Annotated in this window: 18 protein-coding genes; 9 read left to right on the top strand and 9 right to left on the bottom strand. The window is 68.0% G+C overall.

The features are described from left to right. The 3 genes from X946_RS35510 to tsaE all read right to left on the bottom strand — a co-directional run. A partial coding sequence (locus tag X946_RS35510) for a hypothetical protein (protein ID WP_200886445.1) occupies positions 1–400 on the bottom strand: 400 nt, incomplete at its 3' end. Between the two features lie 66 nt (positions 401–466). Further along, positions 467–2023: an N-acetylmuramoyl-L-alanine amidase gene (locus X946_RS22245; RefSeq protein WP_081989946.1), complete on the bottom strand. Its 1557-nt coding sequence runs from the start codon at positions 2021–2023 to the stop codon at positions 467–469. Continuing rightward, complete coding sequence (tsaE, locus tag X946_RS22240) at positions 2017–2571, bottom strand: tRNA (adenosine(37)-N6)-threonylcarbamoyltransferase complex ATPase subunit type 1 TsaE (protein ID WP_038752136.1); 555 nt, start codon at positions 2569–2571, stop codon at positions 2017–2019. The genes X946_RS22245 and tsaE overlap by 7 nt, the downstream gene beginning before the upstream one ends. 17 nt (positions 2572–2588) lie before the next feature. Here tsaE and queG point away from each other — a divergent pair, with 17 nt between their 5' ends. The 3 genes from queG to xerD all read left to right on the top strand — a co-directional run bounded on the left by queG (position 2589) and on the right by xerD (position 5358). Then, entirely contained in the window at positions 2589–3818 is a 1230-nt protein-coding gene (queG, locus tag X946_RS22235; protein WP_038752134.1) for a tRNA epoxyqueuosine(34) reductase QueG, read from the top strand. Positions 3819–3889: 71 nt separating this feature from the next. After that, positions 3890–4357, top strand: a complete 468-nt coding sequence (locus X946_RS22230) for a methylated-DNA--[protein]-cysteine S-methyltransferase (protein ID WP_038752131.1) — start codon at positions 3890–3892, stop codon at positions 4355–4357. 32 nt (positions 4358–4389) lie between these two features. Next, complete coding sequence (gene xerD, locus X946_RS22225; protein ID WP_038752128.1) at positions 4390–5358, top strand: site-specific tyrosine recombinase XerD; 969 nt, start codon at positions 4390–4392, stop codon at positions 5356–5358. Between the two features lie 228 nt (positions 5359–5586). Here the strand turns inward: xerD and X946_RS22220 are convergent, their stop codons facing one another. Further along, positions 5587–7149: a class I adenylate-forming enzyme family protein gene (locus X946_RS22220; RefSeq protein ID WP_038752126.1), complete on the bottom strand. Its 1563-nt coding sequence runs from the start codon at positions 7147–7149 to the stop codon at positions 5587–5589. Between the two features lie 140 nt (positions 7150–7289). Here X946_RS22220 and ybaK point away from each other — a divergent pair, with 140 nt between their 5' ends. Next, positions 7290–7781, top strand: a complete 492-nt coding sequence (ybaK, locus tag X946_RS22215) for a Cys-tRNA(Pro) deacylase (RefSeq protein WP_038752123.1) — start codon at positions 7290–7292, stop codon at positions 7779–7781. A 109-nt stretch (positions 7782–7890) separates the two neighbouring features. Beyond that, complete coding sequence (gene plsY / locus X946_RS22210; protein WP_038752120.1) at positions 7891–8499, top strand: glycerol-3-phosphate 1-O-acyltransferase PlsY; 609 nt, start codon at positions 7891–7893, stop codon at positions 8497–8499. 649 nt (positions 8500–9148) lie between these two features. Here the strand turns inward: plsY and X946_RS22200 are convergent. Continuing rightward, a complete protein-coding gene (locus X946_RS22200) occupies positions 9149–9634 on the bottom strand; it encodes a YajQ family cyclic di-GMP-binding protein (RefSeq protein WP_038752114.1) in 486 nt (161 codons plus the stop codon). A gap of 136 nt (positions 9635–9770) precedes the next feature. Here X946_RS22200 and murB point away from each other — a divergent pair, with 136 nt between their 5' ends. After that, a complete protein-coding gene (gene murB / locus X946_RS22195; protein ID WP_038752111.1) occupies positions 9771–10820 on the top strand; it encodes a UDP-N-acetylmuramate dehydrogenase in 1050 nt (349 codons plus the stop codon). A 159-nt stretch (positions 10821–10979) separates the two neighbouring features. Here the strand turns inward: murB and argF are convergent, their stop codons facing one another. Continuing rightward, complete coding sequence (gene argF / locus X946_RS22190; protein WP_038752108.1) at positions 10980–11909, bottom strand: ornithine carbamoyltransferase; 930 nt, start codon at positions 11907–11909, stop codon at positions 10980–10982. Positions 11910–12323: 414 nt separating this feature from the next. Between argF and X946_RS22185 the strand changes: the two genes are divergently transcribed. After that, on the top strand, positions 12324–12647 hold the full coding sequence (locus X946_RS22185; protein ID WP_038752104.1) for a DUF3579 domain-containing protein: 324 nt from the start codon (positions 12324–12326) through the stop codon (positions 12645–12647). A 204-nt stretch (positions 12648–12851) separates the two neighbouring features. On the opposite strand, the gene rpsT is transcribed toward X946_RS22185, so the two are convergent. Further along, positions 12852–13130: a 30S ribosomal protein S20 gene (gene rpsT, locus X946_RS22180; protein WP_038752101.1), complete on the bottom strand. Its 279-nt coding sequence runs from the start codon at positions 13128–13130 to the stop codon at positions 12852–12854. A 168-nt stretch (positions 13131–13298) separates the two neighbouring features. Between rpsT and murJ the strand changes: the two genes are divergently transcribed. After that, complete coding sequence (murJ, locus tag X946_RS22175) at positions 13299–15005, top strand: murein biosynthesis integral membrane protein MurJ (protein WP_326929492.1); 1707 nt, start codon at positions 13299–13301, stop codon at positions 15003–15005. 9 nt (positions 15006–15014) lie between these two features. Next, positions 15015–15857, top strand: a complete 843-nt coding sequence (locus tag X946_RS22170; protein ID WP_038752096.1) for a SirB1 family protein — start codon at positions 15015–15017, stop codon at positions 15855–15857. A gap of 272 nt (positions 15858–16129) precedes the next feature. Here X946_RS22170 and X946_RS22165 read toward each other — a convergent pair whose 3' ends face one another. Beyond that, complete coding sequence (locus tag X946_RS22165) at positions 16130–16888, bottom strand: SDR family NAD(P)-dependent oxidoreductase (protein WP_038752093.1); 759 nt, start codon at positions 16886–16888, stop codon at positions 16130–16132. A 183-nt stretch (positions 16889–17071) separates the two neighbouring features. Then, positions 17072–17734 carry an adenylate kinase gene (gene adk, locus X946_RS22160; protein WP_038752090.1) on the bottom strand — a complete coding sequence of 221 codons (663 nt, stop codon included), beginning with the start codon at positions 17732–17734 and terminating at the stop codon, positions 17072–17074. Positions 17735–17763: the final 29 nt, after the last annotated feature.

The raw sequence follows: 17763 nt of genomic DNA, 5'->3' as shown, positions 1-17763 counted from the left end.
CGGCATCGGCATCGGCATCGGCATCGGCATCGGCATCGGCATCGGCATCGGCATCGGCATCGGCATCGGCATCGGCATCGGCATCGGCATCGGCGACAGCGAATGGCGGAGATCGTTCGAAATTGACGGTTGCGCGTGGCGATTCGTTAGCGTCGACGGCCGGCGTCGACGGCATCGACGGCAGGTCGACTTGACGGCCGTTGAGCGTCGAGTCAGCGCGACGCGAGCCGGCCGTGTGAATCGGCGCGCGTGAAGCGACATGTGCGAAGCGACGCGCGTGATGTGCGAAGCAGCGCGAATCGATACGCGTGAAGCGATGCGCGTCGGGCCGCTCGGAAGAAGAAACGGAGCCGGCGCGCGGGCGTCCCGCTTGCATGGAGACGACGGGCGGCGCGGCCACGGCGTCGCCCGCCGCCCGCCGCCCGCCGCCCGCCGCCCGCCGCCCGCCGCCCGCCGCGCCCGCGGCTTACGTCATCCGGCTCTTCGCGAGCGGCGGATTCGCCGCGAAATAGCGCTTGATCCCGCGAAAGATCGCGTCGGCCATCTGGTCGCGGTACGCGTCGTCGTTCAGCCGGCGCTCTTCGTCCGGATTGCTGATGAACGCGGTTTCGACGAGGATCGACGGAATGTCGGGCGCTTTCAGCACCGCGAACCCCGCCTGCTCGACCGAGCCCTTGTGCAGCTTGTTGATGCCGCCGACTTCGCGCAGCACGTAGTTGCCGTAGCGCAGCGAATCGCGGATCTGCGCGGTCGTCGACATGTCGAAGAGCGCGCGGTTCACCGCGACGTCCTGCGTCTTGATGTTGATCCCGCCGATCAGATCCGACGAGTTCTCCTTGTTCGCGAGCCAGCGCGCGGCCGCGCTCGATGCGCCGTGATCCGACAGCGCGAACACCGACGAGCCGCGCGCGGACGGCGTCGTGAACGCGTCCGCGTGGATCGACACGAACAGATCCGCGCCGACGCGCCGCGCCTTTTGCACGCGCACGTTCAGCGGCACGAAGAAGTCGGCGTCGCGGGTCATCATCGCGCGCATGTTCGGCGCGGCGTCGATTTTCGCGCGCAGCTTCTTCGCGATGTCGAGCGCGACGTGCTTCTCGTACGTGCCGCCGCCGCCGATCGCGCCCGGGTCCTCGCCGCCGTGGCCCGGATCGATCGCGACCGTCAGCAGGCGCACGGTGTCGCGGCCGGACTTCGGCGCGGTGAACGCGTAGGTGTCGGCGTCGCCCGAATCGTCGTCGTCGTTCTTGCGCGCGATGACGGGCGGCGGCTTGACCGCGGGCCGCGACGGCGCGACGGGCGGCGGCGTTTGCGCGAGCGGCGGATTGGCGGCGGCGCCGGGCGCCGGGCGCGCCGCGTGCGCGGGCGGCGGGCCGTTCTGCGCGAAGCGCTGGAAGAATGCGTCGCTGTTGTCGGTCGCGGCGGGCGGCGCGGCGGTCGGGCCGTTGAGCGCGGCCGTCGGCGGCTGCGCCTGCTGCGCGCGCAGCGTGTCGTTCAACTGCTGCTCCTTGCGTTCCGTCTGCGCGATCAGGTCGGACAGCGGATCGGGCGCGACGGCCGGATACAGGTCGAACACGAGCCGGTACTTGTAGGTGCCGACGGGCGGCAGCGTGAACACCTGCGGCTTCACCGAGCCCTTCAGGTCGAACACCATCCGCACGACGTGCGGCTGATACTGGCCGACCCGCACCGACTGGATCTGCGGATCGTTCGGCGCGATCTTCGATACGAGGTCGCGCAGCGCCTGGTCGAGCTCGAGGCCGTTCAGGTCGACGACGAGCCGGTCCGGCCCTTGCAGCAACTGCTGCGTGTTCTGCAGCGGCTGGTCCGATTCGATCGTCACGCGCGTGTAGTCGCGCGCGGGCCACACGCGCACGCCGAGCACGGAGCTCGCGTGCGCGAGGCGCGGCAGCGCGAGCCCGAGCACGAGCGTCGACGCGCCGGCGCGCAGGATCTGCCGGCGTCGCCAGTTATGGGTCGCGGTGGCCGCCGATTCGATCGAGCGGAACGGTTTGATCAACATCTTTCGAGACATGCCTTTCCTGATGCGCTGTACGCCCGGGCGGTGAGGAGCCGGCCTTCGCCGTCCACCTCGAGCGAGAACACGAGATCCGGCACGCCGAGGAGCGCGCCCGCCCGCTGCGGCCATTCGACGATGCAGATCGCGCCGGAATTGAAATACTCGCGAAAGCCGGCGTCGGCCCATTCGGCCGGATCGCTAAAACGGTACAGATCGAAGTGATAGACCTCGAGTTCCCCATCGGAACGTGCGAGTGCGTACGGCTCGACTAGCGTGTAGGTGGGGCTCTTCACGCGGCCGGCGTGGCCGAGGCCGCGCAGCATCGCGCGCACGAGCGTCGTCTTGCCCGCGCCGAGATCGCCGTGCAGCTGGATCTGGAGGCCGTCGAACGCGTGCGCGGCGGCGCGCGCTTCGCGCATCGCGTCGAGCGCGTGCGCGAGGCGTTCGCCGAACGCGATCGTCGCCGCTTCGTCGGCGAGCGCGAGCGTGCGCTCGGCGAGCGGAGCGGGCAGGGTGGGCGCGGCATGCGCGTGGCTAGGCTGCTCGGGCATTCTCGTAAAATAGAGCGATGAACCGAATTCCGGAACTCGCAGTCGCAGATGCGCGCCCCTCGCACGACGGGCGCGCCGCGCCGTCTCGCCTCGACGATGCGAAGCTCGCCGAGCTCGCGTCGCGCATCAAGGCGTGGGGGCGCGAATTGGGTTTCGGGGCGATCGGCATCAGCGATACCGATCTCTCGGATGCCGAAGCAGGGCTCGCCGCCTGGCTGGAAGCCGGATGCCACGGCGAGATGGATTATATGGCCAAACATGGGATGAAACGCGCGCGGCCGGCCGAACTTGTGGCCGGCACGCGACGCGTGATCTCCGCGCGGCTCGCCTATCTGCCCGCCGCGACGCTCGGCGACGCGTCCGGCTCCGCAGGCGCTCGGCGCGACTGGCGCGCGCGCGAGGCGGCGCGCATCGCCGATCCGCAGGCGGCCGTCGTGTCCGTTTACGCGCGCGGCCGCGACTATCACAAGGTGCTGCGCAACCGGCTGCAGACGCTCGCCGAGCGGATCGAGGCCGAGATCGGCGCGTTCGGCCACCGCGTGTTCACCGATTCGGCGCCCGTGCTCGAAGTCGAGCTCGCGCAGAAGGCGGGCGTCGGCTGGCGCGGCAAGCACACGCTGCTGTTGCAGCGCGACGCGGGCTCGTTCTTCTTCCTCGGCGAGATCTACGTGGACGTGCCGCTGCCGACCGATGCGCAGACTGCGCCCGACCTCGCGCCCGAGACGCCGGGCGCGCACTGCGGCAGTTGCACGCGCTGCATCGGCGCGTGCCCGACCGGCGCGATCGTCGCGCCGTACCGCGTCGACGCGCGGCGCTGCATCTCCTATCTGACGATCGAATTGCACGGCAGCATCCCCGAGCCGCTGCGCCCGCTCATCGGCAATCGCGTGTACGGGTGCGACGACTGTCAGCTCGTGTGCCCGTGGAACAAGTTCGCGCAGGCTGCGCCCGTTGCCGATTTCGACGTGCGGCACGGGCTCGATCGCGCATCGCTCGTCGAGCTGTTCGGATGGACTGCCGAGCAATTCGACGAACGCATGCAGGGCAGCGCGATTCGCCGGATCGGCTACGAGCGCTGGCAGCGCAATCTCGCGGTGGGCCTCGGCAATGCGTTGCGCGCGGCGCCCGGCAGCGTCGAGCCTGCCGCGCGCGCGGCGATCGTCGCGGCGCTGCGCGCGCGCTCGGGCGACCCGTCGGTGTCCGCGCTCGTGCGCGAGCACGTCGACTGGGCGCTGCGCGCCGCGTGAAGGCGGCGTAAAGTGACGGTTTGGCGGGCGGCCGGCGCGTCGTGCGTGCGCGCCCCTTTCTGGAGACAACGATGTTCAACGCGGTAATCGATGCGCCGTTCGGCAAGATGGGCATTCGCACCGATGCGTCGGTCGTGCGCGAGATCGTCTATTTGCCCGAATCGATGAAGAGCGTTGCGCCGGACACGACGCTCGCGAAACGGGCCGTGCGCCAGATCGAGCGTTATTTCGAGCGCGCGTCGGCCGGTTTCGACCTGCCGCTCGCGGAAGTCGGCACGCCGTTCCAGCATCGCGTGTGGAGCGCGATCGGCGCGATTGCGCCCGGCGTCGTACTGACCTACGGGCAGCTCGCGAAGCAGATCGGCAGCGCGCCGCGCGCGGTCGGCCAGGCATGCGGGGCGAATTATTTTCCGCTCGTGATCCCGTGTCACCGCGTTGTCGCGTCGGGCGGGATCGGCGGCTTCGCGAACCACGACGACGACGGCTACTACCTCAAGGTCAAGCGCTGGCTGCTCGCGCATGAGGGCGTGCGGTACTGATGGCGCGCGCAGCACGGGTTCCCGAGGCCGACATGGCGGCCGCCGATGCCGAGCGCGCGCTTGCGCCGTCGGCGGACCGTCCGTCCGGCGAACTGGCCGCGTCGCCCGCGTGGGTCGACAGCCGAGCGTCGATCGATCTGTTCTGCGATGCGATGTGGCTCGAGCACGGGCTGTCGCGCAACACGCTCGATGCGTACCGGCGCGATCTGCAGCTCTTCGCGCAGTGGCTGGCCGCGCGGCACGCGGTGAGCGTCGATCATGCGAGCGAGCCGATGCTGACGGGCTACATCGCGGCGCGCAGCGACGGCAAGGCGACGTCGTCGAATCGCCGGTTGTCGGTGTTTCGGCGCTACTACGGCTGGGCGGTGCGCGATGCTCGCGCGACTGTCGATCCGACGCTCAGGATCGCGTCGGCGAAGCAGGCGCCGCGTTTTCCGTCGACGCTGTCCGAGGCGCAAGTCGAGGCGCTGCTCGCCGCGCCGGACGTCGACACGCCGCTCGGCTTGCGCGACCGCACGATGCTCGAGCTGATGTACGCGAGCGGGCTGCGCGTGAGCGAGCTCGTCACGCTGAAGACGGTCGAGGTCGGCTTGAACGAGGGCGTCGTGCGCGTGACGGGCAAGGGCTCGAAAGAGCGGCTCGTGCCGTTCGGCGAAGTCGCGCACGGCTGGATCGAGCGCTATCTGCGCGACGCGCGGCCCGCGCTGCTCGGCGCGCGCGCGGCCGATGCGCTGTTCGTGACCGCGCGCGGCGACGGCATGACGCGCCAGCAGTTCTGGAACATCATCAAGCGCCACGCGCAGCAGGCGGAAGTTCGCGCGCATCTGTCGCCGCACACGCTGCGGCACGCGTTCGCGACGCATCTGCTGAACCACGGCGCGGACCTGCGGGTCGTGCAACTGCTGCTCGGCCATAGCGACATCTCGACGACGCAGATCTACACGCACGTCGCGCGCGAGCGGTTGAAGACGCTGCATGCGGCGCATCATCCGCGCGGATGAGGCTTGCACGGTGCGGTTGCGAGGGCGGTGGGCGTTCGCATCGGATACATCCGATGTGTCCGATGTGTCCGATGTGTCCGATGAGTTCGATGAGTTCGATGAGTTCGATGTATCAGACGCATCGAGGCGCGCATCGCGTGCGAATTCGGCGTTTCGCAGCCGCGGGATATCCGATGGCTCGCGGGCCGCACGCGCCGGCCGCCGGTGCGGCGCGCGGGCCGCGTTTCGTCATAGCATCTCGCGCAGCCGGTGCTTGAGCACCTTGCCCGTCGACGCGGCCGGCAGCGCGGCGAGCGTGCGAATTCGCGCGGGGCGCTTGTACGGCGCGAGGCGCGTCGCGCACCAGTCTTTCAGATCGTCCTCGGTCGCGGCCGCGTTCGGCGCGAGCTCGACGAACGCGATCACTTCCTCGTTGCCTTCGATCGCGCGCCCGATCACGGCCGACTGGACGACGTCCGGATGCGCGTTCAGCGCCTGCTCCACTTCGGCGGGATAGACGTTGAAGCCCGAACGAATGATGAGCTCCTTGCTGCGGCCGGCGATCGTCACGGCGCCGTCGTCGCCCGCGTGTGCGAGGTCGCCCGTCTTCAGCCAGCCGTCCGCCGTGACGGCCGCGCGCGTGCCTTCCTGATCGCGGTAGTAGCCGAGCATCACGTTCGGCCCGCGCACCCACAGCTCGCCGACTTCGCCCGGCGCGACGTCGGCGCCGCACGTCGTGCAGAGGCGCACGGCGACGCCCGGGATCGGCACGCCGACCGAGCAATCGGCGCGCGGCGCGTCGATCGGCGTTTGCGTGATCGTCGGGCTGCTTTCGGTCATTCCGTAGCCGTTGTGAAGCGGCAGGCCGTAGACACGTTCGACGCGCGCCTTCAGATCGGCGTCGAGCGGCGAGCCGCCCGAGTAGATGAAGCGCAGATGCGGCGCGCGCCACGCGTGCCCGTGCGTGCGCAGATGCTCGAGCAGCTTTGCGTGCATCGCGGGCACACCCTGAAAAATCGTGACGTACTCGTCGACGAGCGCGCGGCGCAATGCCTGCGGCGAGAAGCGGGGCGCGAGCCTGAGCGTCGCGCCCGCATAGAGGCTGCCGAGGCATACCGACGCGAGCCCGTAGACGTGCGACACGGGCAGCACCGCGTAGACGACGTCGGTCGGCGCGACGCGCCGCTGTGTGCTCGACACGGCCGCGACGAACAGCAGGTTGCGGTGCGACAGCATCACGCCCTTCGGCGCGCCGGTCGTGCCGGTCGTGTAGATGAGCGCCGCGCACTGGTGCGCGGCGTCGGTTTCGACCGGCTCCGCGCGCGCGTTCGCATCGATCGTGTACGACCACGCGCCGATGTCGGGCGTGACCGGCGCGGCCGGCCGCGCGCCGCTGCGTTCGGCGTGCGCGCTTGCATCGGGCGACGTGCCGGTGACGAACGCGATCAGGCGCGGTCGCGCGTGTGCGGCGATCGCTTCCAGCTCGGCTGCCGCGAGGCGCGCGTTCGATGTGATCGCCCATGCGTCGAGCCTTGTCGCGGCGAGCAGCAGCACGATCTGCGCGACGCTGTTCTCCGCGACGATCATCACGCGGTCGCCGGCTTGCACGCCGAGCGCGCGCAGCCGGTCGGCCGCGGCGTCGATCGCGCGCACAAGCTGCGCGTACGTGAGCGCGCGCGCGTCCTCGATCAGCGCGACGTGATCGGGCGCGTGTTCGGCGATGCGCGCGGGCAGCGCCGCAATTCGCGGCGGCAGGGCGGCGAGCAGCGCGTCGACGTCGATCGTCGGGCCGGCGGTGAATTGGGTCGTCATGGTATCTCCGGTTGATCGGCGCGAGCGCGGTGCCGCGCAGTTGCCGACCGTGTGGCGACGATCGTGCCATGCGTCCGTCGCGCGGACAATCTGCCATTCGGACAATAGTCCCGCGCGCCGCCTGCAATTAAAATGCGCACATGAGCAAATCCAAACACGTTTCCGAAACGCCCGCGACGCAGTTCCTGCGCCGACACGGCGTCGCGTTCGACGAGCACGTCTACGAGTACGTCGAACACGGCGGCACGTCCGAGTCGGCGCGCCAACTGGGCGTCGACGAGCACGCTGTCGTCAAGACGCTCGTGATGGAGGACGAGCACGCGAAGCCGCTCGTCATCCTGATGCACGGCGATCGCACGGTGTCGACGAAGAATCTCGCGCGGCAGATCGGCGCGAAGCGCGTCGAACCGTGCAAGCCGGAAGTCGCGAACCGGCATTCGGGCTACCTCGTCGGCGGCACGTCGCCGTTCGGCACGAAGAAGGCGATGCCCGTCTACGTCGAATCGTCGATTCTCGAGTTGCCGTCGATCTACCTGAACGGCGGCCGCCGCGGCTATCTCGTGAGCGTTGCGCCCGTGGTGCTGACGACGCTGCTGAACGCGCGGCCCGTGCAATGCGCGAGCGTCGACTGAGGGTTTCACCCGCGTGGCGCGCCGCGCCGCTTCGGTAGAATGAGCGCCGCCGCGGCTTCGCGATCGAGGCCGTCCAATCCATCCATACGTTGAAACAAGAGTCCTTCGCATGCAGATCCTGCTCGCTACCGTCGCCGCCTATCTGATCGGATCGGTGTCGTTCGCTGTCGTCGTCAGCGCCGCGATGGGGCTCGCCGACCCACGCTCGTACGGCTCGAAAAACCCCGGCGCGACCAACGTGCTGCGCAGCGGCAACAAGGGGGCCGCGATCCTCACGCTCGTCGGCGATGCGTTCAAGGGCTGGCTCGCAGTCTGGCTCGTCAGGCGCTTGGGCATCGGCGGCGAGATCGGCGTCGCGCTTTCGGCGATCGCCGTGTTTCTCGGCCACCTGTACCCGGTGTTCTTCCGCTTCCAGGGCGGCAAGGGCGTCGCGACCGCGGCAGGCGTGCTGCTCGCCGTGCATCCGGTGCTCGGCCTCGCGACCGCGCTGACCTGGCTCATCGTCGCGTTCTTCTTCCGCTATTCGTCGCTCGCGGCGCTTGTCGCCGCGGTGTTCGCGCCGGTTTTCGACGTGTTCCTGTTCGGCACGCGCAACAATCCGGTGGCTTGGGCGGTGCTCGCGATGAGCGTGCTGTTGATCTGGCGGCATCGCTCGAACATCTCGAAGCTCCTCGCCGGCGAGGAAAGCCGGATCGGGCAGAAGAAGACGGGCGCGTGAGTCGCGCCAATCCGGCCCGTGCGCTGGGATGAGGCACGCGGCGCGTGCCGGCGCCCGACCCATCGGGCCGAACGCGATCGGCGCCGTCACGGCGGCGCTGCGATGGCGGCCTGTGCGTTTCGGATTCGGACGTCGACTGCGTTCGCGAACGATCGATGCCACAGCTCGCGCAAGCGGCGTGCGAATGCGTATGAATGCGTGCGAATGCGCGCGGGACCGAACGGCACGCGTGGCGCGCTCGCGCATTCGTCGCTGCTGCGATGCGGATCGCTCGACGGCATCGAATGTCGAACGCGAATGCCGAAACGCATATGACGGAAGGGCTTGCGCGGCGCCGGCGACTGATTGCCCGGCGAACGTGGCATGCGGTCGATTCGGCCCGGTCATCCTGCCGTTCGTCACGCCGCGAGCGACGCGGCGGTCGTTGTGGCGTCATGCGGCGTCGTGCGGCGAGACGAGCGGCACGCCGATCTCTTGGATGCCCGATCCCGTCACGGTCAGCGCCCGCCGAATCGAAGCCGTCCTCCGCGATATGGCCGGCGAGTTACACGATCGGCGAGTTAGACGACCGGCGAGCCGCACGACGAGCGAGTTCCGCAACCGCCGAGCCCCACGACCGCCGACTTCCGCGGCCAACATCCTTCCGCCTTCAGTCGCGGAAATTGTTGAAATCGAGCGGCGTATCGGCCACTTCCTTGCGCAGCAGCGCGATCACGCTTTGCAGATCGTCGCGCTTCGCGCCCGACACGCGCACCGCGTCGCCCTGGATGCTCGCCTGCACCTTGATCTTGCTGTCCTTCACGATGCGCACGACCTTCTTCGCGAGGTCGCCCGACACGCCTTTCTTGATCGTCGCGACCTGCTTCACCTTGTCGCCGCCGATTTTCTCGATCTTGCCGTATTCGAGGAAGCGCACGTCGACGTTGCGCTTCGCCATCTTGCCGATGAGCACGTCCTTGACCTGGCCGAGCTTGAAGTCGTCGTCGGCGTAGAGCGTGAGCTCGCGCTCCTTCTGCTCGACGCGCGCGTCGGAGCCCTTGAAATCGAAGCGGGTCGAAATTTCCTTGTTCGACTGCTCGACTGCGTTTTTCACTTCGATCATGTTCGCTTCGGAAACGACGTCGAACGATGGCATGGCATTCTCCTGTAGGGCGTGCCGCGCGCGGCCTGCGCGCGGGCACTCGCTATAATTGCGGACTGACCGCCATTTTACCGGCGCCCCTAGATTTGCCCAAGGCCGCGGATTTGACCGTGTGCCGGCGCAACCGCGAATGCCGATGTCCCGTCCCGATTCCTCCGTTCAGTTGATTCCCGATTTTCCGCTGCGCGCGCACAACACGTTCGGCTTCGACGTGCGCGCGCGCCTTGCCGCGCGGATCGGCTCGCCCGCGCAGTTCGCTTCGCTCGCGCGCGATCCGCGCGTCGCGGGGCTCGACCTGTTCGTGCTCGGCGGCGGCAGCAATGTCGTGTTCACGGGCGACTTCGACGGCCTCGTGCTGCTCGACGAGATTCGCGGCCGCGCGCTCGTGCGCGAAGACGAAGGCGCGTGGTTCGTCGAGGCGGGCGGCGGCGAGAACTGGCATGCGTTCGTCGAATGGACGCTCGCCGAAGGGATGCCCGGGCTCGAGAATCTCGCGCTGATTCCGGGCACGGTGGGCGCCGCGCCGATTCAGAACATCGGTGCGTACGGGATCGAGATGAAGGAACATTTCGCGTCGCTGCGCGCGGTCGAGCTCGCAACGGGCGAGATCGTCGAATTCGACGCGCAGCGCTGCGCGTTCGGCTATCGCGACAGTTTTTTCAAGCGGGAAGGGCGCGGCCGTTTCGCGATCGTGTCGGTGACGTTCCGGCTGCCGAAGGCGTGGACGCCGCGGCTCGGCTACGCGGACGTCGCGCGCGAGCTCGCCGCGCGCGGGATCGACGCGAGCCGCGCGAGCGCGCGCGACGTGTTCGACGCGGTCGTCGCGATCCGCCGCGCGAAGCTGCCCGATCCGCTCGAGCTCGGCAACGCGGGCAGCTTCTTCAAGAATCCGGTGATCGACGCGCAGGCGTTCGCCGCGCTGCGCGCGAGCGAGCCGGGCGTCGTGTCGTATCCGCAGCCCGACGGTCGAGTGAAGCTCGCGGCCGGCTGGCTCATCGACCGCTGCGGATGGAAGGGGCGCTCGCTCGGCGCGGCGGCCGTTCACGAGCGGCAGGCGCTCGTGCTCGTCAATCGCGGCGGCGCGTCGGGCGCCGACGTGCTCGCGCTCGCGCACGCGATTCGGCGCGACGTGCTCGAGCGCTTCGGCGTCGAGCTGGAGGCGGAACCCGTGTGTCTGTAGTAGGTAGTAGGCGGCTTGGCCGCGCGCCATCGACCATAAAAAAACCTCGCTGATTCACAGCGAGGTTTCTGGTCGCGCCGAAGGAGCGCGCCGGCGCCGCGATCCGCGGGCGCCGCGCTCGCGCGCTGGGCGGCAACGTGCGGCCGCCGCAGGCGCGCGTCAGTGGTTCAAGCGCCCGAGCAGCAGGAACTCCATCAGCGCCTTCTGCACGTGCAGGCGGTTTTCCGCCTCGTCCCACACGACGCTCTGCGGGCCGTCGATCACGCCCGCCGTCACTTCCTCGCCGCGGTGCGCGGGCAGGCAGTGCATGAAGAGCGCGTCGGGACTCGCGTGCGACATCATTTCCTCGTCGACGCACCAATCCGCGAACGCCTGCTTGCGCGCCTCGTTTTCCGCTTCGAAGCCCATGCTCGTCCAGACGTCGGTCGTGACGAGATCCGCGCCCCTGCACGCTTCGTTCGGATCGTCGAACACCTGGTAGAACGGCGCGCTTTCCGGGTCGACGAGCTTCGCGTCGAGCGCATAGCCGGGCGGCGTCGACAGCCGCAGCTTGAAGTCGAGGATGCGCGCGGCCTGAATCCACGTGTACAGCATGTTGTTCGCGTCGCCGACCCATGCGACCGTCTTGCCGCGGATCGGCCCTCGGTGCTCGTAATACGTGAAGATGTCGGCGAGCACCTGGCACGGGTGGTACTCGTTCGTCAGGCCATTGATCACCGGCACGCGCGAATTCTCGGCGAAGCGCTGGATGATGCCCTGCTCGAACGTGCGGATCATGATGATGTCGACCATCCGCGAGATCACCTGCGCCGAATCCTCGACGGGCTCGCCGCGGCCGAGCTGCGTATCGCGCGTGCTCATGAACACGGCGTGGCCGCCGAGCTGGAAGATCCCGGCTTCGAACGACAGGCGCGTGCGCGTCGAGCTCTTCTCGAAGATCATCGCGAGCGTGCGGTCGTGCAGCGGGTGATAGGTCTCGTAGTTCTTGAATTTGCGCTTCAGGATACCCGTGCGTTCGAGCACGTACTCGTAGTCTTCCAGCGAGAAATCCTTGAACTGCAGGTAGTGACGAATGGTTTTGGCGGTCATGAAACGAAACGCGGCGGACTCACCCGGCGGCCGATGCGCCGGACGGCGCCGCCGTCGGATGTGATAACTCGAAGCAGCATAAAGGATTTTTTACGCTTTGACGAGCGGCGCGCCCGCGCCGCCCGGCGCGCGGGACGGCTTGCTGCCGGCTTGCGGCGCGCGCGCGACACGACGCGCGATGGCGCGCTGCGGTATAATTTCGAAGTTTTCTCAAGCCCGGCGGGCAAGATTCATGCTTGGTCTGCCGGACACAATCGACCAAGGCGGCGGCTTGCCTGCGCGCGATGCGCCGCAAGCCGGAACGCACGTTCAGGCGGGCTCGTCGCGAGCCGCCGCGAAACCGCTTCCATTGTGTTCGAAGTGTCCAGGCGAAGCTTCGCCGGTGCACTGCTGGGCCGTCACTTGGGTACCCTCATGGCTGAAACTCTCCCGACCGAATATTTCATTCAGGGCATCACGAAAGATGGGAAGAAGTTTCGGCCGAGCGACTGGTCCGAACGTCTCGCCGGCGTGATGTCGTGCTACGGTCCGGGGGCGAGCGGGCCCAATGCCCGCCTTCAATATTCGCGCTATGTGCGCCCGACGCTGCTCGGTGACCTCAAGTGCGTGATCGTCGATTCCCGGCTGCGCGACATCGAGCCGATGGCGTTTGATTTCGTGATGAATTTCGCGAAGGACAACAACCTCGTCGTTACCGAGGCGTGCGAACTGCCCGATTACAGCAAGGCGCAGAAGTAAGCAATGCGCCGGCGCTCCGGCGGCGGGGCTCGGCGATCGCGTGGCGGTGGCGCCGCGGCAATCGCGCGCGACGGCCGCGGTCGGCGGAACATCGAGCGAAGTCGAAAGGCGCAGCGCGAAATCCAGCAAAAAAAGCCCGCACGAAGCGGGCTTTTTCGTCGATCGCAGAGGAAACAGGGCGCCCGCCTCGCGGGCGCGCCGGATTTACTGCGCGGCTTGCGCCTGCAGGCCCTTGACGGCTGCGGCGAGGCGGCTCTTGCTGCGAGCGGCCTTGTTCTTGTGAACGATCTTCTTGTCGGCGATCGTGTCGATCGTCTTCGTGGCGGCCTTGAACAGCTCGGCGGCCTTTGCCTGATCGCCGGCGTCGATCGCCTTGCGGACTGCCTTGATCGCGGTACGGAATTTCGAGCGCAGCGCCGAGTTGTGCGAGTTTGCCTTCGCAGCCTGGCGGGCGCGCTTGCGTGCTTGTGCGGAGTTAGCCATGACGGTTCCTTATCCTGTCCTGTTTCCAGAGCTTGGAGCCTGACGGCCAAGCGCTGCTTTTCGATCCGACTCCCGGAAGCGATTGTCCGGGAGCGCAAAAAAACGTCGGTTTTAACCGAGGCCGGCCGACACGCTTGACCGCGAAACGCCGCTCGCGCGACGCACGCAATGCGTATGACAGGCTCAGAAACCGGCAATTATAACAACAAAATCAAGCGAGTGGCAAGCGCAAGCCGCACCTGCCGGATCGCCCGCGCCGGGTCGTCCGCCTTTTCCTCGGACGTACCGGCCGCCGCCGCCCGAGGTCCGTATAATAAGCGCCCCATGAATCTATTCCGAGCCCTGCTGACGGTCAGCGGCTTCACGCTGCTGTCGCGCGTGACCGGACTGGCCCGCGAGACGCTGATCGCCCGTGCGTTCGGCGCCAGTCAATTCACCGACGCATTTTACGTTGCGTTCCGCATTCCGAACCTGCTGCGCCGGCTGTCCGCCGAGGGCGCGTTCTCGCAAGCGTTCGTGCCGATTCTCGCCGAGTTCAAGAATCAAAAAGGGCACGATGCGACGAAGGCGCTCGTCGACGCGATGTCGACCGTGCTCGCGTGGGCGCTCGCGTTCCTGTCGCTCGCCGGCGTCGCCGGTGCGTCGTGGGTCGTGTTCGCTGTCGCGTCGGGCCTGCGCACGGACGGGCAGGCGTTCCCGCTCGCCGTCACGATGACGCAGATCATGTTCCCGTACATCGTGTTCATCTCGCTCACGACGCTCGCGTCGGGCGTGCTCAACACGTACAAGAGCTTTTCGCTGCCCGCGTTCGCGCCCGTGCTGCTGAACGTCGCGTTCATCGTCGCGGCGGTGTTCGTCGCGCCGCATCTGAAGGTGCCCGTCTACGCGCTCGCGTGGGCGGTGATCGCCGGCGGCGTGCTGCAGTTCGCGGTGCAGCTGCCGGGCCTGAAGAAGATCGACATGGTGCCCGCGATCGGCGTCAATCCGAGGCGCGCGCTCGCGCATCCGGGCGTGAAGCGCGTGCTCGCGAAGATGGTGCCCGCGACGTTCGCGGTGTCGGTCGCGCAGTTGTCGCTCATCATCAATACGAACATCGCGTCGCGGCTCGGGCAGGGCGCCGTGTCGTGGATCAACTACGCGGACCGGCTGATGGAGTTCCCGACCGCGCTGTTGGGCGTCGCGCTCGGCACGATCCTGCTGCCAAGCCTGTCGAAGGCGCACGTCGACGCCGATTCGGCCGAGTACTCCGCGCTCCTCGACTGGGGGCTGCGGGTCACGTTCCTGCTGGCGGCGCCGAGCGCGCTCGCGCTGTTCTTCTTCGCCGAGCCGCTGACGGCGACGCTCTTCAACTACGGCAAGTTCGACGCGCACACGGTCACGATGGTCGCGCGCGCGCTCGCAACGTACGGGATCGGCCTCGTCGGCATCATCCTCATCAAGATTCTCGCGCCCGGCTTCTACGCGAAGCAGGACATCAAGACGCCCGTGAAGATCGCGGTCGGCGTGCTCATCGTCACGCAGTTGTCGAACTACGTGTTCGTGCCGATCATCGGCCACGCGGGGCTCACGCTCAGCATCGGCGTGGGCGCGTGCCTGAATTCGCTCCTTCTGTTCATCGGGCTGCGCCGCCGCGGCATCTATCAGCCGTCGCCCGGCTGGCTGCGCTTCTTCGCGCAGCTCGCGGGGGCGTCGCTCGTGCTCGCGGGCGTGATGCACTGGCTCGCGATCAATTTCGACTGGACGGCGATGCGCGCGATGCCGCTCGAGCGGATCGCGCTGATGGCCGCCTGCCTCGTTCTGTTCGCTGCACTATATTTCGGTATGTTGTGGCTGATGGGTTTCAAATACGCGTACTTCAGACGGCGCGCCAAGTAACGGACCCCAATGACTCGCGTTCTCGACTATTTCAGTGCGCTCGTCGCGGAAGACGACGGCCTGCCGCTCACCGAGGCGGCGCTGTCGCTCGCGCTGGACGCCTATCCCGACGCGGATCTGCAGGGCGTCCTCGCGGAGCTCGACGCGCTCGCGGTGCGGCTCGTCAGGCGGCTGCCGGACGGCGCCGGCGCGAGCGACAAGCTCGCGCTCCTGAACGACTTCTTCTTCCGCGAGCTCGGCTTCGCGTGCAACCACAACGACTACTACGATCCGGACAACAGCTACCTGAACATGGTGCTCAAGCGCCGTCGCGGGATTCCGATCTCGCTCGCGGTGCTGTATCTGGAGCTCGCCGAGCAGGTTGGGGTGCCCGCGCGCGGCGTGTCGTTTCCCGGGCATTTCCTGCTGCGCATCGCGCTGCCGGACGGCGATGCGATCCTCGATCCGACGACGGGACGCTCGTTGTCGGAGACGGAGCTCGTCGAGATGCTCGAACCGTACGTCGCGCGCGCCGACGGCGGCGCGACGAGCATGCTGCGCGCGCTGCTGCAGCCGGCCACGGATCGCGAGATCGTCGCGCGGATGCTGAACAACCTGAAGGCCGTCTATCTGCAGACGGAACGCTGGCAGCGGCTGCTCGGCGTGCAGGAGCGGCTCGTGATCCTGCTGCCCGGGCAGCTCGACGAAGTGCGCGACCGCGGCTTCGCGTACGCGCGGCTCGACTATCTGCGCCCGGCGCTCGAGGATCTGGAGACGTATCTCGGCGAGCGGCCCGATGCGGCCGACGCGACGGTCGTCGAAGCGCAATTGAGCGAATTGCGGCAGCGGATGCAGCGCGACGACGACGATTGAGCGGCGAGCCGGCTGGGCAGCGGCCCGATGCCGGTGCGCGACGCCGGTGATCGGAGCGGCGCGACCGACGATGCGATCGAAGGATCGTCGCTCGCACCGCGCCTGCTTCGATGTCGCGTTCGAATCCGACGATTGACGTGATGACGACGTGACGACATGACGACATGACGACGCCCGCGGATGCCGACGCATCCAGCGGGCGTTTTTTTTCGTGCCCGACGACGCGCCGCTCATGCGGCGCAGCCGGTGCCGCGCGCATGCGCGCGGCCGCATTACTTCGGTTGCATCCGGATCGCGCCGTCGAGGCGGATCACCTCTCCGTTGAGCATCGGGTTCTCGACGATCTGCTTGACGAGCATCGCGTACTCGGCCGGCTTGCCGAGGCGCGGCGGGAACGGCACCATCGCGCCGAGCGCGTCCTGCACTTCCTTCGGCATGCCGAGCAGCATCGGCGTTTCGAAGATGCCGGGTGCGATCGTCATCACGCGGATCGCGTTGCGCGACAGGTCGCGCGCGACGGGAAGCGTCATGCCCGCGACGCCCGCCTTCGACGCCGCGTACGCGGCCTGGCCGATCTGGCCGTCGAACGCCGCGACCGACGCGGTGCTGACGATCACGCCGCGCTCGCCCGTTTGCGTCGGCGCGTTCGCGGCCATTGCGGCGGCCGCGACGCGAATCATGTTGAACGTGCCGATCAGGTTCACGGTGATCGTTTTCGCGAACAGGTCGAGCGGGTGCGGGCCGTCCTTGCCGACCGTCTTCGCCGCGGGCGCGATGCCCGCGCAATTGACGAGCCCGCGCAGCGTGCCGAGCTTCGTCGCGGCGGCGACGGCCGCCTGCGCGTCTTCCTCGCGGGCGACGTCGCACTTGACGAACACGCCGCCCAGCTCGCGCGCGAGCGCTTCGCCCGCTTCCTGATTGAGGTCGGCGAGCACCACCTTGCCGCCCGCCTCGGTCAACAGGCGCGCGGTGCCCGCGCCGAGCCCCGATGCGCCGCCCGTGATCAGGAAGACGCTGTCGCGAATCTCCATGTTTGCTCCTTCTCCTTGGATTGGTGCGAATGCCGATCGAATGTCGTGACGCGCCGTGCGCCGTGCGACGATTGTACGGGCGAGCGCCGAAGCCCGGCGCGAAGCGAACGACCGGACGAAAAAAAACCGCCCGGGGAGGGCGGTTTTCCGTTCGGCGTCGCGCGCCGCGTGCGCGGGGCGCGATTACTTCAGTGCGTCGAACACGCGCGTGCGGATTTCGTCGACGCCGCCGAGGCCGGAGATCTTCCGGTACGCCGGCGCTTTCAGGCCGTTCTCCTCGCCGCGCTTCGCCCAGTCGCCGTAGTACGTGATGAGCGGCTTCGTCTGCGCTTCGTACACGTCGAGACGCTTCTTCACCGTCTCTTCCTTGTCGTCGTCGCGCTGGATCAGGGGCTCGCCCGTCACGTCGTCCTTGCCTTCGACCTTCGGCGGGTTGAACGTCACGTGGTACGTGCGGCCCGACGCCGGGTGCGTGCGGCGGCCGCTCATCCGTTCGATGATTTCGGAGAACGGCACGTCGATCTCGAGCACGTAGTCGATCGCGACGCCCGCTTCCTTCATCGCGTCGGCCTGCGCGATCGTGCGCGGGAAACCGTCGAACAGATAGCCGTTCGCGCAGTCCGCTTGCGTGAGGCGCTCCTTGACGAGGCCGATGATCAGCGAATCCGGCACGAGCTTGCCTTCGTCCATGTACGTCTTCGCTTCGACGCCGAGCGGCGTGCCGGCCTTCACGGCGGCGCGCAGCATGTCGCCCGTCGAGATTTGCGGGATGCCGAACTTTTCCTTGATGAAGTTTGCCTGGGTGCCCTTTCCCGCGCCGGGCGCGCCCAACAGGATCAAACGCATGGTGATATCTCCGGTATGTGAATGCTTTG

Origin of the sequence: Burkholderia sp. ABCPW 111, from assembly GCF_000773065.1 — a bacterium.
GTDB lineage: Bacteria > Pseudomonadota > Gammaproteobacteria > Burkholderiales > Burkholderiaceae > Burkholderia > Burkholderia savannae.
This window is presented reverse-complemented; position numbering and strand designations above follow the sequence as displayed.

Bases quoted from the DNA above. Each gene is read 5' to 3' on its own strand.
- X946_RS22245 (WP_081989946.1), bottom strand. From the start codon at position 2,023: ATGTTGATCAAACCGTTCCGCTCGATCGAATCGGCGGCCACCGCGACC.
- tsaE (WP_038752136.1), bottom strand. From the start codon at position 2,571: ATGCCCGAGCAGCCTAGCCACGCGCATGCCGCGCCCACCCTGCCCGCT.
- queG (WP_038752134.1), top strand. From the start codon at position 2,589: ATGAACCGAATTCCGGAACTCGCAGTCGCAGATGCGCGCCCCTCGCAC.
- X946_RS22230 (WP_038752131.1), top strand. From the start codon at position 3,890: ATGTTCAACGCGGTAATCGATGCGCCGTTCGGCAAGATGGGCATTCGC.
- xerD (WP_038752128.1), top strand. From the start codon at position 4,390: ATGGCGGCCGCCGATGCCGAGCGCGCGCTTGCGCCGTCGGCGGACCGT.
- X946_RS22220 (WP_038752126.1), bottom strand. From the start codon at position 7,149: ATGACGACCCAATTCACCGCCGGCCCGACGATCGACGTCGACGCGCTG.
- ybaK (WP_038752123.1), top strand. From the start codon at position 7,290: ATGAGCAAATCCAAACACGTTTCCGAAACGCCCGCGACGCAGTTCCTG.
- plsY (WP_038752120.1), top strand. From the start codon at position 7,891: ATGCAGATCCTGCTCGCTACCGTCGCCGCCTATCTGATCGGATCGGTG.
- X946_RS22200 (WP_038752114.1), bottom strand. From the start codon at position 9,634: ATGCCATCGTTCGACGTCGTTTCCGAAGCGAACATGATCGAAGTGAAA.
- murB (WP_038752111.1), top strand. From the start codon at position 9,771: ATGCCGATGTCCCGTCCCGATTCCTCCGTTCAGTTGATTCCCGATTTT.
- argF (WP_038752108.1), bottom strand. From the start codon at position 11,909: ATGACCGCCAAAACCATTCGTCACTACCTGCAGTTCAAGGATTTCTCG.
- X946_RS22185 (WP_038752104.1), top strand. From the start codon at position 12,324: ATGGCTGAAACTCTCCCGACCGAATATTTCATTCAGGGCATCACGAAA.
- rpsT (WP_038752101.1), bottom strand. From the start codon at position 13,130: ATGGCTAACTCCGCACAAGCACGCAAGCGCGCCCGCCAGGCTGCGAAG.
- murJ (WP_326929492.1), top strand. From the start codon at position 13,299: ATGCGTATGACAGGCTCAGAAACCGGCAATTATAACAACAAAATCAAG.
- X946_RS22170 (WP_038752096.1), top strand. From the start codon at position 15,015: ATGACTCGCGTTCTCGACTATTTCAGTGCGCTCGTCGCGGAAGACGAC.
- X946_RS22165 (WP_038752093.1), bottom strand. From the start codon at position 16,888: ATGGAGATTCGCGACAGCGTCTTCCTGATCACGGGCGGCGCATCGGGG.
- adk (WP_038752090.1), bottom strand. From the start codon at position 17,734: ATGCGTTTGATCCTGTTGGGCGCGCCCGGCGCGGGAAAGGGCACCCAG.